Genomic DNA, 17,187 nt, shown 5'->3' on the forward strand with positions numbered 1-17,187 from the left:
GACGCCTTCTCCAGTAATATCGAATGCATAGGGGGGAGCAGGATGGCCGGCTGGATGGAATCTTGGCGGTGGGGGCGGGAGTACTTTGACCATGTCCGTCCAGACGTTATACGAGGACTGGCTCCGCTTCGCAAGAAAGCCGAGACCATCCCGCACCCCGATCTCCGCGCCCAAGCCTTAAGCTCGCTGGATACTAAGCAGTTCCACTGTGAGGGCGGCGGTGTGTTCGGGGGACCCTCACGCGATCCCTCCGGTCACTTGCTGGACTTTCTTCTACCGTATCAAACGCTGTGCGACTATTTGGATACCGTGACCGATCGCGGGCCTTCCACGGATCCAGACAATCTCAGGCTTTTGCATCAATCCCTGCTGGACGCCATATCCCCGAATGGTCCGTTCCATGACTACTACGCCCATCATCCACATCAGGACGATGGTGGTTACATTCACGATCTCATCACCCGCTGCCGGCATGCCATCGTGCGGTTCCCCGGCTATGAAGCGGTTCAACCAACGATGGAGCGGCTGGTCTCGCTCTACATCAATTTGCAAGTCTTCAAGCACGGTCCCGAAGCCGAGCGGGTCTCGCAGTTGCAGCGCTGGTGGAACGACGAGTGCCCCTCGGGCTGGGCGATTGATTGGTGGGAGTTCGCTGCGGCTACGGGATCCACGCTCGGATTGTTCGCCCTCTTAAACGTGGCCGCACGACCGAACCCGGCCCCCGAAACGGTCAAGACCGTGACCGCACTCTACTTTCCCTGGGTGGGCGCCCTGCATATTTTGCTGGATTACTTTATCGATCAAGACGAGGATCGAGCGGGGGGCGATTTGAACTTCGTTACCTATTACCCGAGCCCACAGGATGCCGTGCGGCGAATCCGTGTTATCTACCGCCAATGCGTGATCCGGGCCGCCTCACTTTCGGACGCCTCCTTTCACCGCTACGTCATCCGTGGCCTGCTTGGCTTCTATCTCGCCGATCCCAAAGTCCGCAAAAAGCCCTCCACTCTCGCCTTAAAGCTTCTCGCCAGCGGCGGTTCGGTCAGTTTCGGCGTCTTCCTGGCGGCAATCATGGGACGCGCCCCGTAATCGATGGAAGACGGCTCTGGCCACGTCCCATTGATCAAATCGGAACCGACCCGAGAGGGCCTCAAAGAGTGGCCTGAGACGGGCAGTTCCAAGCCGTTCCATGACCTGCGCCATGGCGCAATATTCCTCGGGACTGAACCAATAAGGAAGATAACGACGCCACTCAACCTCAGGCGCTCGGGCGATCCAATCCACAAAATAACCCCGCACCGTGGACTCGCTGCGGCCAACCTCCTCCTTTATTCGATCCCACGGTACGCCAGCCTGAAACAGCCATTGAGCCCGCTCCGCCGCCGAGGTCTGATCCCATCCTTCTCCCGGGACAGCGCCTGCGTCCTGCAAAATTTCCAGCAATTGCGACCCGTACTTGGCCATGCGCCGAGGGCCCATCCCATGGCACCCAGCCAACGCGTCCACCGTCCGGGGACGCTTTTGCGCCAGCCCCACCAGATCACGATCACTCAAGACAATATAGGGTTCTACCCCCGCTTTTTCCGCCTCGCGCGCCCGCCAGGTGCGCAACCGTTCGACCAACGCCGAATTGGCGGATGGCGCCACGGTGGCGCGGTTACCACTGGTGCACTGATCGCAGCATGGATGACGGTGTTCCGCCTGTTGCCCGTAATACGCCAAAAGAGGCACGCGGCGGCAAGCGGGGCTTTCAATGTACGCGACCATATGCTGGAAGAGTTCCAGACGACGCCTCCAAAACTGCTCCAAGCGATGCACCACCGCTTCCGCATCCAAGGGACCGTCCGCCCCGCGCCGCACCGTGAGGCCTCCCGCGCCTCCCGATATGGTTAAGGTGCCCATTTCCTCCAGCACCGACAGAAGCACCGGGGTCCGAGTATCGTCATCCTCCAACTGCCATACGACAGGCCGCTGGACTGGCTGCACGCGAATCCTGCCCAAAATCTCGCGAACCCAGACCGGGTCAGGCTGCTCCGACTGAATCCAGCGCTGCCGTCTATGGATATCCATCGGCAATATCACCAGGTGCGCTGAAGCGGGCTGTCCATCGCGCCCGGCCCGCCCAATTTCCTGATAGTAGGCGTCCAGAGACTCTGGCACGTCCACGTGAATGACCCGCCGAATATCGCCTCGGTCGATGCCCATGCCAAAAGCCGTGGTGGACGCCACCACCCGCACTGACCCGGTGACAAAATCCCGTTCAATGCGATGGCGACGGTGAGATTCCAGCCCGGCGTGATAGGCGCGTACCGGCTCGTTCAACATAGCGGTAAGCAACCTGGCCCAACGCTCCGCGTTGGCACGGCTGCCCGTATAAACAATGGCCCCGCCATCTTTCTCCCCAACCAGTTCAGCCACGCGGCGCTCCCGCTCCTTGGCATTTGCCGCCATTTCCACGGCCAAGAACAGATTAGGGCGATCGACAGGTCCCTCAACCAAATCAAACGGCTCCTCGTTGACGGTTAAATGAAAGCGGATATCGGCTTTCACACGCTCGGTGGCCGTCGCCGTCAGAGCCAAAAGCGGCGGGCTGCCGCAGAGTTCCCGAAAGGCGCGAATGCGTCGATATTCCGGACGGAAGTCATATCCCCACGCGGAAATACAATGTGCCTCATCAACCACCACCAGCGCTGGCGGACGGTGCCGGAGAGCTTGTCCCAGTCGCGCATCCGAGAGCCGTTCTGGGGCGGCGAACAACAGATTCAAACGCCCCTCTTGCCATAAATCGAGAATAGATTGCTGCGCCACGCGATCAAGATGACCCGTCAAGGCTTCGGCAGCAATCCCCAGATGTCGCATGCGTTCCGCCTGATCGCGCATTAACGCCACCAGCGGCGAGATCACCATCACGGGTCTTTCCCAGTACAGAGCCGGGAGTTGATAGCAGAGCGATTTCCCCGCTCCCGTGGATACCACTGCCAAAACTGACCGCCCACGCAAAAGGCGCGCGATCACCTCACCCTGAAAGGGGCGCAGGGATTGAAGACCGAACACCTCTGTCAACAGGTGGTTAAGACGATTCTGCTCGTCCCTAAACAAGTGGTAGAGGCTCACACGATTCCCCGCTCCCCGTCCAGGGCCTGCCACGCCTCGCGATAGGGAAGCCAACCGCTGTCCTCGGACTCAAATACCCAGCGGCGGGCGCTCTGCCAAAGATTTTGGCGCATGTCGGCGTCAAGCCAGCCGCGGTGATAGGCGTAGTGCATGAAGACCAGGGTGGTGGTCAAGACGTCATGGGTACAATATTGGCGAATCCGTTCCAGAGCCCCCTCTTGGAACAAATCCATCACTTGGCTGCCATCGACCGACAGCTTGCCCGGCACGCCAAGAACGATGGCCATTTCATCCAAGGTCACGCGCGGGGATGCCCCATAGCCACTTAACACGTCCATCAAGTCAAGATGCGATTCCTCATCGAAACGCTTGCGATATCCGTGATACGGCTCGCCAATCTGATAAAACGCGGGCGTGACGATCTGGTGGTGCATGGCCCGATACAACAGCGTCGGAATATCGAATCCGGAGGAATTCCAACCCACCAACCGCGGCTTCAGCTCTTCCACCACATGGAAAAAGTCGCGCAACAGCGACGCCTCATCATCCTCCGCCCGACCTAGCGCGCCAAGTTTTTTAACAACTCCGTCGCCATCAACGAGGGCTGCCGCGATGGCCACCACTTGGTGAAAAGGCGGTTTCAGGAAATCAGACTGCCCAGTCGTCTCACGGCGGGCTGCCAGCATGGCCCGCCGCACCTCCCCATCATCCGGTTCCCCTGCCAATCCCAGCCAGCGCCGACCGGCGGCGGCATCCGGTACGGTTTCAATGTCAAACACCATCCAATAACGCATCGATGCAATAAGTCCCCCTAGCCGCGTAAATTGACCACCATGACGGTGGGATACGTCATCTCCAATATCGCGTGCTCCGGCCCCTCGCGTCCGATGCCCGAATCTTTGACTCCCCCGTAGGGCATATTGTCCGCCCGGTAAGCGGAGGAGTCGTTGATCATCACTCCACCGACCTCCAACTGTTGCGCCGCTTGGAAAGCCACGTCGAGACTTTGGGTGAAGACGCCGGCCTGCAGGCCATAACGGCTTTGGTTGGCCCACGCAATCGCTTCGGAAAACTCGTCGTACGGCACCAAGCCCGCCAAGGGGGCAAATACCTCCTCGGCCATCACCTGCATAGACGGGGCCACGTTTTCGAGGAGAACCGGTGCGACCAGAGGCCCGCTCCGGGTTCCGGACAGAACGGCGCGGGCTCCCTGCCCCAGAGCCTCCTCAGTCCAGGCCATGGCCCGTTCTGCCGCTGCCTCAGAAATCATGGGGCCCACGTCGGTCTCAGGGTCTTCAGGATTACCCACCTTGAGGTTTCGCACCGCCTCGGTCAAGAGCGTCTTGAACGGTTGATAGACTGACCGTTCGACATACATGCGCTGGACGGAAATACACACTTGGCCTGCATAGCCATAGGCCCGCGCCGCCAATACCCGTGCTGCCATTTCCAAATCGGCATCGCGGTGCACGATATTGGCCGAATTATTCCCCAGCTCAAGCAGTACAGGCCGCAGCCCCGCGTTCTTGCGAATCGTTTGGCCGACCGCCGCGGAACCCGTGAAGCTGATGAGCTTGACACCCGGATGGGCAACCAGTTGTGCCCCAATCTCGGCACGGGCCCCCGTGACCACGTTCAGCCAACCATCCGGCAGACCCGCTCGCTGAAAAATGCGAGCCAATTTCAGCGCAGTCAACGGGGTTGCCGGCGCCGGCTTCAACACCACGGCATTGCCTCCCGCCAGGGCGGGTCCGACTTTATGCAGCACCAAGTTCAAAGGAAAGTTAAAGGGGGTAATCGCAAGAACGACACCATACGGCTTTCGCAGCGTGAGCGCCACCCGACCTTCCGATCCCGGGTTTCCTCGTACCGGAACCTCTTCCCCGTGGAGGGTACGGGCCGCCACTGAAGAATAGCGCAAGGTTTGCTGACCACGTGCGACCTCGGCCCGCGCATCCTTAAGCGGTTTTCCGGCTTCGCGCGCCATGGTTAAAGCCATATCCTCGGCCTCTTCTCCCAACAGTACGGCCGCCTTTTCTAGAATTTCAGCCCGTCGGTGTACACTTACGGGCTTTTTTAATGCACGCTCGGCAGACAGCACGGCCCGGTCAATGAGATCCGCATCCGCCTCCGCCACTTCGGCCAACGGATCTCCCGTATACTTGTGAACAACGGTATAAACGCTGCTGGCCGCGACCTCATGTCCTTCAACCCATGAACCCCAGGATGTCTTCATAATCTCCCTCCTAGCTCCAAAATGCTCCCGGCCGGTGGGCCGAACAGTACCCTGTCAGCGCCTCATCACAACGACTGCACAGGGGGGTGCCGCATACCGTGCAAAAACCGACCGCCCATCGGCCATGTGCGTGACACTGCAAATCCTTCATATTGGGAGCCGGCCGGGACGGTCTGGGCCCCGGCGGCCGAGGTGGGGGTACCGTCTTGGCCCGCGCACGACCCTCGATAATCTCGCGGTAGGCCCACGTCACCTCTTTCATGATTTCCTCATGGCGTGCCTGCGCGCCCGGATTTCCCTGGTATTGATCCGGGTGGTTCTGACGCACCAAACGAAGATACTGGGCGCGCACCATCTCCATAGGCGAACCGGGCGGCACCCCTAAAATGGTCCATGCATCGCGTGTCACGACGGATTGGCCTCATTTAAGGCGAGGTCCAAATCCGCCACTAAATCTTCCACGTCCTCGATCCCCACTGAAAGACGAATGAGGGTATCGACGATGCCCCGTCGGCGGCGTTCATCGTTAGGAACGGCGGCGTGGGTCATTGTGGAGGGATGACCAGCCAAAGACTCAACGCCGCCGAGACTTTCGGCGAGGGAAAACACGCGGAAAGAATCCATCACGCGTTTGACTGCCACCATGGGGTCCTGGCTTCCGGTTGGTTTTAGGACAAAGCTCACCATGCCCCCCATGGTTCTCATCTGCTGGGATGCTAGGGCACCGGCATCCGCGGGATAATAGACCCGTTCGACCCGAGGATGGCGTTGCAAAAATGCCTGAATGCGAGCCGCATTGGCGGCGTGGCGCTCCATCCGCACGCCCAGGGTTTTCAACCCTCTTAACGTGAGCCAAGCCTCAAAAGGCCCGAGCGTCGCTCCGGCAGTATTCCGCAAAAACCGCAACCGCTCCAAAAGAGTCTCATCGCGGGCAACCACGGCGCCGCCGATGACGTCCGAGTGCCCCCCAATATACTTGGTAGTAGAGTGGACTACCAAGTCTGCTCCTAGCGCCAAGGGATTTTGGTTGTAGGGCGACGCGAAGGTGTTGTCTACGACCAAGAGCGTGCCATGATGATGGGCCAGTTTTGCTGCCTGGGCGATATCGAAGACTTTAAGCAGTGGATTGGACGGACTCTCTAGCCATAGCATTTGCGGCTGGTAGCGCTGAATGGCCGATGCCAAGGCGTCCAAATCGGCCGGATCCACGTATTCGGTGAGAATTCCCTGGCCCCGGTAGACGCGTTCGAGCAACCGATAGACGCCACCATACAAGTCTTCGGCCGCCAAGACCCGACCTCCGGGCGACAGCAAGCGGAGGACGGCGTCGCTTGCCGCCATTCCCGATGCGTAAGCCACCGCTCCCTGCCCTTGCTCTAACGAGGCTAGGGCTTCTTCCAGCGACTGCCGAGTTGGGTTGTCATTGCGGCCGTATTCGTACCCCAGATGGCGCCCCAGTTCCGGCTGGGTAAAGGTGGAAGTCAGGTACAGTGGCGGCACCGTGGCCCCGGTGATCGGATCCGGATCCTGCCCCACGTGGATGGCGCGGGTGTTGAAGCCTGGTTCTTGCGGCAAAGCGATCCCTCCTGGTTACCTTCATTTAACCAGGCGGGGGCTCGATTGAAAAGCAAGAAGGTTAGCTGTCTATCGTCACCGCATCCCAAGACTCATCCATCACCATGCCGTTGGCGTCCAGTTTGAACGAAAACTTGGCCATCCGGGTGTCCGGATCGAAATAGAGACGGTCCGACGCCTCATTCGGCAACGGCTTGATGCGCACATAGTCGTCAAAAGCGACGGTGTTTCCGCTTTCCGGATTGCCTGAGGAAATCGAGGAGCGGGACACCGGCGGCGGATAGCCCAACTGTTTCGCAATTCCTGAGAGATTGACGGGCACCTCAAAATCTACATACCAGACATTGTCGCTGGGCTCCGAGGTGGGACCCCAACTATAATCGCCCGGCAGAATGCCACGACTGATATCTCCTTGGTGTCCAGTGACCTGCAGCATGTTGATGAAGATGTCATTCCCCGACAGCGTGGGCGTATCCAACACCTGCTGCACCGGGCCGGGCATGTTGCCGATGGCATGTGGATTCCAATTGCGCCCCAAAATAAGAACGGCAATGATGGCAAGACCGAAGACTGCTCCGCCGGCCAGCAACTGTTTCGGCGTAAGTCGCCGGAGGTTTCGCATTGGCATTGTTCCGAGCCGCATATCCCCACCCCCTGTACCATTCTTACGGCTGGCCCGCGGCATTTATGCGATCGGTGAGAGCCGCCGGGCCTAAATGGCAACCCTCCCCAAGTGACGCTCTTGCCCGGGTGATGGTGTGCACGACGACTCCCCTATCGCAGGGCACGGATCTTCGGTAGAATAAACGCGAGCTTCGTCGAATTCTTAGAATAGGGCGTGAAGGCATGTCACAACTGGCCGCCGTCCATGCGTGGCAGCATTGGTCGTTTACGGCGTTTGCGATCGGTTTCTTCCTTTGGATTTTATATGAGCTCTTTACCGGTCCCTATCGCCGACTCTTAGGGGCACAAAATGCGGCACCCCCTAGTTCCGCGCAACAAATCTATATGGCGCTCGGCATGATTGCTTACTTTTTTGCGTTTGCGAGTCCCCTCGACTATATCTCAGACAACTACCTCTTTTCCGCACACATGATTCAGCACATGGTTGAGGTCTCAATCATGGTGCCCTTATTGCTCAAAGGGTTGCCCAACTTTCTTTGGACGTGGGCTTTTCAATGGACTCCTTTTGAAAGAGCCTTCCGTGCAATGGTTAATCCCTTCACCGCTCTGATTGTGTTTCTCATGATCTTTGACAACTTCCATTGGCCGGTTATCTATGACCTCACCCTCACCAACGAGACCTTTCATGTGTTTGAACATGTGCTCTTTTTCTTTGCCGCCTCTTTTCTGTGGTGGCCCGTGTTGAGTACACACCCGGATTTTCCGCGCATTACCCCGGGCTTTCGTCTGGTGTATTTGTTTTTTGCCTTTGACGTCATGATGCCTGCCTCGATTCTAATCCTGATGTGGAACCATCCCCTCTACATCCCTTATGCGGAGCAGCCAGTTCGACTTTGGGGGCTGTCACCGGTCAGCGATCAACGGTTGGGGGCAGTGATTATGATTGTCATCGGCTTTGTCTCCAACGTCATTGCGGCCTTCCCCGCATTTGCCCGCTTTGACATGTCTCAATGGTATGACTAATCGTGTCGTCATTTGAACGACAAGGAGGTGTTGGCCATGCAAAACAGCAATCCGTCCCGTTGGCAGCAGGTGTTGCGGTGGGGCTTTGGAGTCCTTTGGATAATTGATGGCTTTTTAAAGCTTCAACCCGGTATGTTCAATTCAGGATTGGTCGTCAATGTGGTCGGTGCCACCGCACTCGACAACCAACCCGCATGGCTCACCCACCTGATGTTTTCCGGAATAAACCTCTGGCATGCGGGACTACCTCTGACAACCATCGCAATGGCCCTTTGGGAAGTGGCGTTGGGCATTGGCATCATTGCCGCACGAGGACGCTGGTTTCGGATCACGCTATGGGCGGTAGTGGCCTGGAGCGCCATTGTATGGGTAATGGCCGAAGGTCTCGGCGGAATTTTATCCGGCAACCCCACCTTTCCTGGGGATTCTCCCGGTTCCACGCCCTTTTATGCGGCAGCGGCAATACTGATGTTGTACCCCAATTGGGTTACACCCTCGCTACACCGTCTCGCCGGAGTATTTTGGGCGCTCGCAACCGTAGTGCAACTGCTTCCCTACAACTGGTCTCGCAGTGCGATGGGCGGCATCTTTGGCAATGTGACGATGAACGGGCAGGAGCCCGCAGCAATCGATCGCCTCAACAACGCGTTTATCGAACTCGCCTATCGTTCCCCCATTGGCGTTAATGTCGTATTGATTATCATCATGGCCCTATTAGCTTGGGCTTGGTTTACCCGACCCACCCGCTCCTCCACCTGGTGGCTCACCTTGCTCTTTCTTTTCGGTCTATGGGCTATCCCCCAGGCCTTTGCCACCCTCTTTACGGGCACGGCCACCGATTTGGGCAACGAATTTCCCCTGGCATTGCTGCTCTGGGCGGCCCGACACATGGCGAACCATCGTGCCCAAAAGACGAAGGGCGCGGTCCTTTCCGCCATCACCTAAGGCATGCTTGCTGTCAGGCGGCGCTGCCTCTTCAGAGGGCAGCGCCGTATTCTTTTTGATGGAAATCATACTCCCAGCGTTTAATGCTCCCGTCGACCCGGCCCCCTACCCATCAACAATGTCTTTAGGAAATAGTTTTCATCATCAATAAAATTTCGGACGTCAGCAGGATTTGCCCGCAATTGTACGGAACTTCCAATATCAGAAAGAAGGAATGCCATTGGCAACTGGTATCGAGACGATTCGGAACGAATTCGCAACTCTGGCCGTGTGCGATCCTGTCCTTGGACGGGATTCCTCTACCTTGACCCAGTTTCGGGCTATGCACCAGCTGCCACTTCCCGACACCGGCCCCATTCTCCGTCCCAGGACTGTAGATGACATCCAGCGAATTGTGACGCGGTCGGCTGAGCTCCGGGTCCCGGTGGTTCCGCGGGGAGGCGGCTCGGGCGTCGTAGAAGGAATTTTTCCCAACCCTGAGGTCGTCGTGCTCGATTTGGCCCACCTCAACCGTATCGGTCAATTAGATACGGTAAATGGTCATGTGGAGGTGGAAGCGGGAGTTCACGCGTGGGATTTGGAACAGCATCTCATGCAATCCGGGTGGACTCTCGGCCATTGGCCGCAATCCATTGAACTCGCGACCATCGGCGGTCTCATTGCCACCAAAAGCATTGGCCAGTATTCCACCCGATACGGCGGAATCGAGGCCATGGTCCGTACACTCGATGTCATCACCGGCACGGGAGACCGGATTACTGTGGGGCACTTGAGCCCACGCCGCACGCTTGGGCCTGAGCTGCTTCCGCTTTTTGTGGGTTCCGAAGGAACCCTGGGCATCATCATGGGCGCATATTTGAAAATACACCCTCTCCCGGACCACCAGCAGGGACTGGTATTCACTGCAGCCGAATTTGGTGACGGTCTTGAGGTGGTTCGACGGTGGTTAATGGCTGGCGTGAAGCCAAGCATGGTCCGATTGTACGATGCCGGTGAGTCGGCTCGAACCTTTCCTACCGCCAAGGGCCGTACCGTTCTGTTGGCATTGTTTCACGGATCGCACGCGGAAGTTCAGGTTGCTGTCGCGGAAGCTACCCGTTTGGCCCGCTATGAGGCGGAACCGGGCGACCCACAGTTTATCGACCACTGGCTGGCCACCCGCAATGATGTGTCGGCTTGGCGCCCCCTGTTGGCCCAAGGACTGCTGGCCGACACGTTGGAGATCTCGGCCTCTTGGGATCGGTTGGCCAATCTTCATCGCACCATTCTGCAAGAGGTCTCGGCCATCCCCGGGGTACTAGGAATTACCGCTCATGCCTCACATGCTTATACAGACGGCGCCAACCTCTACTTCACGTTCTTGGCGACTCCGGAAACGCCCGAGATCGCCCCCGACCTCTATCGTCGGATTGTTGCCGCAGTGTTGGATCGCACCTTAGACGGCGGCGGCTCCATTGCCCACCATCACGGCGTTGGGCGGTTGCGTCGCGAATGGCTGGCGCGTGAGCGTCAGGCGGAACTACCGTATCTTCAGGCACTAAAAGACATCTTTGACCCCCATCATATTTTGAATCGAGGTGCGCTATGGACCCTCACCAATCCCCTCTCGAACAGCGGGAACGGGCCTTCGACCGATTGACCCACTCGCATTGGGATGTATTGGTCGTTGGCGGCGGAATTAGCGGGGCTGGCATCGCCTGGCAGCTATCTCGGTGGGGCGTGAGCGTAGCACTGGTGGAACAGAACGACTACGCCAGCGGGACCTCATCGCGCTCATCCAAGATGATTCACGGCGGATTTCGCTATTTGCCCCACGGAGAGTTGGGCCTCGTACGGCAAGTCTCAAGAGAGCGTACCCGCTTGGCCCGTTTAATGCCCCACCTTATCAGCCCATTGCCTATGACAATCCCCGCATATCGTGGTGGGCCCTTCCCACTCTGGGCGTTGGCCCTGGGGTCGGGTATCTATGACAGGCTGGGACGCATTGATGCTACGATGGCTCACCGCCGGCTTGATCCCAGGTCCGTAAAACAACGGGCCCCTGGCATTCGTGAAGACAACCTTCAAGGCGGCATCGCCTACTTTGAATTCGGAGGCCTGGACGCGCGCATCAATTGGGCTGTCATCGCCACAGCAGCCCAACAGGGGGTCTTGGCCTTGAACTACGTGCGAGCACTTTTTGACCAGAGCACGCTCAAGGCAAACGGTCCCTCATCTGTGGCCGTCGAGGATCGCCTACGGGGTCGAATGGGCACTGTTGAAGCGCAGGTGGTTGTCAATGCCGCGGGACCTTGGGCGGATCAGCTCGATCGGGAGTCCCATTTAGTGCGAAGCCGGGGCATTCATCTGGTCTTTCCCCGAAAAAAGTTCCCCCTCGACTTCGCCACCATTCTCCCTACGCCGGAAAACGCCAACATATTTGCCGTACCACGCGGGCCGGTGACCTATCTGGGCACCACTGACAATCCGGATACCAGTTCCATCGAAAACCCCGATCTGGTAGCCGAGGACGCTCAGTATCTACTCGGTGTCGCCAACCGACTGTTCCCCCGTTTAAACTTGAAGCTGGCCGACGTCATTGCTGCCTGGTCGGGCGTTCGGCCTCTAATCGCCCAGGATCGCGAGGCTCGCACGGATCGGCTCTCGCGCCGTGATTTAGTGGTCGCCCGACCCTCATTAGTGACAGTGCTTGGCGGAAAGTTCACCGGGTTTCGTGCCACAGCCGAAAATGTGGCTCAAACTGTCTTAGAACGACTAGGCGGCGCTTCCAAAGCAGCCCGGCCGGAGTCCATCGCGGACGCACCCCGGGGGGAGCAAATCACCGCACTCCAGACCGTATTGGATCAAGCCGGGGTCTCCTGGGCGGTCGCCCGCTACGGAACGCGGAGCCTGGAATGGCTGGCTTGGGCCCGGGACCGGGGCCACGACGCCTTGGAACCCGTCCTCGCCAACGTGCCCCTCGTGCAAGCGGACATTGATTGGGAGATTCTCTTTGAAGACGCCCGCTCGGTGGCCGACGTGCTCATTCGCCGTACCGGGCTCGCCTGGTTGGGCGGGCTTCGCCCCGAAGCCGTTCGGGAAATGGCCCGGCGCACAGCCGAACGCATGCGGATTTGGCTCCAATGGTCCGCCGACGAAACAGAGCGCCAGATACGGGACTTCTGGCACACGGGATACTTTGACGACGTTGTGAAATGGAATCAGACTCATTAGCCGAAGGAGCCGCATCATGAGCCGACGTGAGCGACAGATACACACTCTCCACATCGACAAGAAAGACCAGGGTTTGATTCAATCTGTACCGTTTGTCGTCCTGGACAATGTTGATTCGCTTCAGGTGGCGTTGTTGGAGACACCCGCCCCACCGTCGGTAATCGATCTGGGCCTGCGGGATCCTCATCGGATCCGCGGTTGGAGCGGCGGATCCAAAACGACTTTTAGCGTCACATGGCAAAACGCCACACCCGGCTATCTTCCGGGGCCTCTTGATCCCGGGGCCTGGGAGGTGCTCATCGGGTTATATCGCATCCCTGAGGGTCGATCGACTGTCCGCCTTTCTATTACCCAAAACATTATTGAGCCCGGCTGGGTAGCCGGCGATTTTCATGCCCACACGGTGCACAGCGATGGGGCATGGACTACCGAAGAGTTGATGGGGCATGCCGAAGCGCAAGGCCTGGAATTTTTGGCACTCACCGACCACAACACCGGATCGCAAAATGTGCATGCCCTCTCACACAAGTCACCGCTCACCATCATTCCCGGGATGGAATGGACCACCTATCGCGGGCACGCCAACGTCTGGGGCCTCCACGATCCGCTGCCCGACTGGATGGTGGCTAGCGACGAAGACCTGGCGGAAAAGCGCGATCACCTGCTTACCCAAGGGGCCTTGCTGTCTATCAACCATCCCTTTGATACCTTCCAACCGGGAATCGCCTGGGGATGGAACATGGCCGCCTTCCCCGCTGTGGAAGTGTGGAACGGTCCCTGGCGACCCACCAATCAGCAAGCACTCGATTGGTGGGCGTCGGAATTAGCCCGAGGCCGGCGCATCACTGCCGTGGGGGGGAGTGACGTGCACGGACCAAGCCCGCTGGTATCGCTCGCCCATCCCTGTACCTGGGTGTGGCGGGAATCTCCGGGTCCGGAAGGAATTTTATCTGGAGTCCGCCAAGGGCGGGTCTACATCACTGACTCGCCCCAAGGTCCAAAGCTGGAAAACGGCTCGACCCTGCCCGGTACAACGGTAGAGCCCCATGCGATGGTAACGGCGATCTTAGGCGGGCTCGATGTAGGTGACCGAATACGTTGGCTTACCAGCGAGGGCGTGACATCGGAATTTGTCGCCAAGAGCCCCCGTCTAGAAGTAACGGAACGGCCGGAATCCGCGCCCTGGATTCGCTTGGAAGTTCATCGCTTTCACCCGGAATGGGAGGTATGGCTCCCGCGTCTCATTGCCAATCCCATCTACGTAGATCCACACCAAGGAGGCCCTCATGTTTAAGTCCTACCAATTCTGGTTGACGCTCCTTTGGACCTGGTCCGTTGTGCAGCGCGAGCCGATCACCGACTGGATGGTGCAATATGCGGGGCAAGAGCCGCGGGTGCACGATCCCGATTTTCACGCATGGACGGAACCAGAAATCTCCTTCCGCACGCTATTCGCCGATGCAGTGGTTCCCTGGGAGGACGCGGTTTTCGAGGCCGAGGTTCGGGGCGAGACGCTGCTTCGCGTCGATAATCAGCCCGCCTGTGGCTTGAATCCCTTTCATACCCGTTTCCCCCTTCACCATGCTGCAGGTGACCGGGTCCTTTTAACATTAGAACAAGTGACCACAGGGCTCATGGGAGTCGCGTCCGCTAATCCGGGATTGGATCGCTGCCATTGGATTCGGCTCGACCCGATGACCGAATCATGCTATTGGGACTTGGCCGTGCTGCTAGAATGGGGTGACGATCCCGATACGCCGCCGGATTTGAAGCGGCAACTCGCAAGATGGTTGGATCAAGCGTTAGCGCCGCTCATCGCCCGGGCTCCGGACGAAGACGCGCTTCGCGCCCACGTTTTTCGAACTGGACGCAGCGCTGAGGAAGAAGGGTTGGCCCGGGCGCTCCACCACGGGCCCGTGTCCGGCCTTCAGCCGGTGCCTCCCCGGGAGCGCCGGGCGCTAGTGGCGACCTTGCATCAACGCCTTCGCGATGTCTACCAATCCTTGCATCATGCCGCCCCGAAAGGGGCAGGGAAACTGGTCATGATGGGGCACGCCCACATCGATCTAGCGTGGCTCTGGCCCATGGCGGAAACAGCGCGAAAAACCATCCGTACCGCGGCCGGTCAAGCGGCTCTTCTCGAGGCGTTTCCCGCCTGGCGCTTTGGCATGTCCTCTCCAGAAATGTGGCGCATCATCCAAACCGAACCGGATCTCGCCCGCCGCTGGCTGGCACTGGCGGACTCGCACCGTGTCGAGCCTCTGGGAGCCTTTTGGGTTGAGGCGGACAGCCAGTTGCTCGGTGGCACGTCATTATTACGGCATCTCGCCTACGGCCTCGAGTACTTCGAGAAGACCCTGGGACGACGGCCCCGCACCGCCTTCCTACCCGATACTTTCGGATTCTCCGGGGCGCTGCCCACGTTTTTGAACGCAGCCGGGATCGATCTCTTTTTGACCACCAAAATAAACTGGAATGATAGCACGCGGTTTCCTTATAAGCATTTCCGCTGGGTTGGTCCGGATGGGTCAGCCATTGCCGCCATGATTTTCGGCAACTCGCCGGACGGATACAACGGAACGGCCTCCATCCGAGATCTGAAGGCCGCGTGGGACAGTTTCGCTCAAGGCGGCGGCGAAGGGGCCGTCCTGTACGCGTTTGGCCACGGAGACGGGGGCGGTGGACCAGACGAGTCCATGCTGCAACGACTGACCCGCTATCGCCAACTACCCTTGCTGCCAGACCTTGTGGATGCGTCGCCGGAGTCCCTCATCTTGCCGCCCGACGCTGAAAAGCATTTGCCACGCTGGCACGGCGACTTATACCTAGAGTTTCATCGCGGGGTCTTCACCACGCAAACGCGGGTCAAGTCGGAAACCCGCCAAGTAGAACGCGAGCTCGCGTCCGCCGAAGCCTGGGCGATAGCTGCAGGAGGGCGTCCGGACCTCAAGGAAGCGTGGACAACCTATCTCCGAAACCACTTCCATGACATTCTGCCGGGGTCCTCCATTGGCGCGGTCTATGAGGACTTCCGACTGGACATGGAGATCGTTCGCCATCAGGTGCACGCCGTTGAAGAAGACGCCCTCAACCGTCTTTTTCCTGGGACGGGCACCGGCACGGCACTCGTCATCGGACATCGCGGCCGTGTATCCCGGCCCGAAATTCCGCTGATGGTTGAGCGGCGCGGGGCATTCCAAGTTTTCTGGGGTGGCGCTTGGCATCAGAGCCGGCCGGTGGGCCCCCATCAATACGCGGTCGATGTGCCGGCCTTGCCCCCGGCATCGATGGCGGCCTTTCCCCTGCAGGATATGGCTGACGAGGTGCTGCCGTCCGAGTCCCGTCCCTCGGATCGCGTGCGTTGGATGTCCCGGACATTAGAGGTGGTTATTGGTCCTGATGGTCTTCATTCGTTAAAACATGAGGGCCGCGAACTGTTGGACGGCGTGGCCGGTGTCGAACTATTTTTCCAACACCCTCGAGAATTCGATGCGTGGGAGCTCGAACCCTCGAACCGGCGGGGTCCCGTGAGCCTGCAACACGACATACCGGTCATTGAATGGCAAGGTCCCCACACCACGATCGTCCAACTTCACCATCATCGCGGCGAGACAACCATCAAGGAGCGCATCACCCTCAACGGAGAGCTTCAGCAGATTGATCTGGCCATTTCGCTGCACATCGCAGAACGTCGTCTGGTGACGCAGTATCGGATTCCCACAACGTTGTCCTCCGACCACGTGTCCCGTGAAACCTTGTTCGGCGCCGACACCTTGCCAGCTCGCCCTTCCGGGCCGGCTGACGAGGCCCGTTTCGAGTGGGCGGCACATCGGTTCATCGACTTGGCTGAACCTCACCAGGGACTTGCGCTGATGAACGATGGCCGCTTTGGCCATCACGTGGACAACGGGACCATGAGCATCACCTTGTCCACCGCCCCGCTCTACCCCGATCCAGGGGCCGATGGCGATCCAGTTCCGGTGCGGCTGGCGCTGGTGCCTCACCGCGCGCACTGGACCGACGCCCACATTATGGAACGGGCCCAAGACTTTTCCGAACCGCCCATGATTTCGGAGAGATCGGTGGCACTGAAAGACTATGCGGTGGCGGCGCCGTTATTGGGCCTTCCGCCCAACGTAGCCTTGTTGAATGCCAAGCCCGCCGAAGACGGGTCCGGCGACGTCATCTATCACCTGGGAGAGATGTGGGGTGACGCGTGCCATGTCAAGGTGACTTGGCCTTATCCCGTATCGGCGGCCTTTCAGGCCGACCTGGTGTCGGAAGAACCCCTCCTCCCCTTGGAGGTTCATGAGGGGTATGACAGCACCCTCAACATTCGGGCTCACCAATTGTTCATCATCCGCATGCGCCCGCTGCCCAACTAGTATAGCCATTCCTAAATAGCGTCCATGCTTTTTGCGTCCTCGGGCTTCCACTTCCAGCGAAACGGTACCGGA

At 59.0% G+C, this 17,187-nt stretch carries 13 protein-coding genes; 7 read left to right on the forward strand and 6 right to left on the reverse strand.

Annotation, left to right across the window (positions count from 1 at the left end):
* Positions 1 to 42 precede the first annotated feature (42 nt).
* The gene (locus HIJ39_RS12260; RefSeq protein ID WP_169100085.1) at positions 43 to 1,089 is read left to right on the forward strand and encodes a tetraprenyl-beta-curcumene synthase family protein; all 1,047 of its coding nucleotides are present in this window, start codon (positions 43 to 45) and stop codon (positions 1,087 to 1,089) included.
* Here the strand turns inward: HIJ39_RS12260 and HIJ39_RS12265 are convergent.
* The 6 genes from HIJ39_RS12265 to HIJ39_RS12290 form a co-directional block, all read right to left on the reverse strand.
* Complete coding sequence (locus HIJ39_RS12265) at positions 1,015 to 3,114, reverse strand: RecQ family ATP-dependent DNA helicase (RefSeq protein WP_169100087.1); 2,100 nt, start codon at positions 3,112 to 3,114, stop codon at positions 1,015 to 1,017. The two genes, HIJ39_RS12260 and HIJ39_RS12265, sit on opposite strands and share 75 nt — an antisense overlap.
* Positions 3,111 to 3,908 carry a 3'-5' exonuclease gene (locus HIJ39_RS12270; RefSeq protein ID WP_169100089.1) on the reverse strand — a complete coding sequence of 266 codons (798 nt, stop codon included), beginning with the start codon at positions 3,906 to 3,908 and terminating at the stop codon, positions 3,111 to 3,113. The genes HIJ39_RS12265 and HIJ39_RS12270 overlap by 4 nt, the downstream gene beginning before the upstream one ends.
* A gap of 17 nt (positions 3,909 to 3,925) precedes the next feature.
* Positions 3,926 to 5,350 (reverse strand): aldehyde dehydrogenase family protein, encoded by a 1,425-nt coding sequence (locus HIJ39_RS12275; protein ID WP_169100091.1) that lies wholly within the window; start codon positions 5,348 to 5,350, stop codon positions 3,926 to 3,928.
* 10 nt (positions 5,351 to 5,360) lie between these two features.
* Positions 5,361 to 5,759: a J domain-containing protein gene (locus HIJ39_RS12280; RefSeq protein WP_338055159.1), complete on the reverse strand. Its 399-nt coding sequence runs from the start codon at positions 5,757 to 5,759 to the stop codon at positions 5,361 to 5,363.
* Entirely contained in the window at positions 5,756 to 6,925 is a 1,170-nt protein-coding gene (locus HIJ39_RS12285) for a trans-sulfuration enzyme family protein (RefSeq protein ID WP_207711645.1), read from the reverse strand. The genes HIJ39_RS12280 and HIJ39_RS12285 overlap by 4 nt, the downstream gene beginning before the upstream one ends.
* Before the next feature lie 61 nt (positions 6,926 to 6,986).
* Positions 6,987 to 7,568, reverse strand: coding sequence for a hypothetical protein (locus HIJ39_RS12290; protein WP_169100093.1), 582 nt, complete (start codon positions 7,566 to 7,568; stop codon positions 6,987 to 6,989).
* 203 nt (positions 7,569 to 7,771) lie between these two features.
* Between HIJ39_RS12290 and HIJ39_RS12295 the strand changes: the two genes are divergently transcribed.
* The 6 genes from HIJ39_RS12295 to HIJ39_RS12320 all read left to right on the forward strand — a co-directional run bounded on the left by HIJ39_RS12295 (position 7,772) and on the right by HIJ39_RS12320 (position 17,115).
* Complete coding sequence (locus HIJ39_RS12295; protein WP_169100095.1) at positions 7,772 to 8,572, forward strand: cytochrome c oxidase assembly protein; 801 nt, start codon at positions 7,772 to 7,774, stop codon at positions 8,570 to 8,572.
* A gap of 36 nt (positions 8,573 to 8,608) precedes the next feature.
* Entirely contained in the window at positions 8,609 to 9,517 is a 909-nt protein-coding gene (locus HIJ39_RS12300) for a hypothetical protein (protein WP_169100097.1), read from the forward strand.
* 220 nt (positions 9,518 to 9,737) lie between these two features.
* On the forward strand, positions 9,738 to 11,156 hold the full coding sequence (locus HIJ39_RS12305; RefSeq protein WP_207711646.1) for an FAD-binding oxidoreductase: 1,419 nt from the start codon (positions 9,738 to 9,740) through the stop codon (positions 11,154 to 11,156).
* Complete coding sequence (locus tag HIJ39_RS12310) at positions 11,102 to 12,730, forward strand: glycerol-3-phosphate dehydrogenase/oxidase (protein WP_169100101.1); 1,629 nt, start codon at positions 11,102 to 11,104, stop codon at positions 12,728 to 12,730. The genes HIJ39_RS12305 and HIJ39_RS12310 overlap by 55 nt, the downstream gene beginning before the upstream one ends.
* A 16-nt stretch (positions 12,731 to 12,746) precedes the next feature.
* Complete coding sequence (locus HIJ39_RS12315; protein WP_169100103.1) at positions 12,747 to 14,024, forward strand: CehA/McbA family metallohydrolase; 1,278 nt, start codon at positions 12,747 to 12,749, stop codon at positions 14,022 to 14,024.
* Entirely contained in the window at positions 14,017 to 17,115 is a 3,099-nt protein-coding gene (locus HIJ39_RS12320) for a glycoside hydrolase family 38 N-terminal domain-containing protein (RefSeq protein WP_169100105.1), read from the forward strand. Before HIJ39_RS12315 ends, HIJ39_RS12320 begins: the two co-directional genes overlap by 8 nt.
* Positions 17,116 to 17,187 lie beyond the last annotated feature (72 nt).

Source organism: Sulfobacillus harzensis (genome assembly GCF_012933365.1).
Lineage (GTDB): Bacteria > Bacillota > Sulfobacillia > Sulfobacillales > Sulfobacillaceae > Sulfobacillus_B > Sulfobacillus_B harzensis.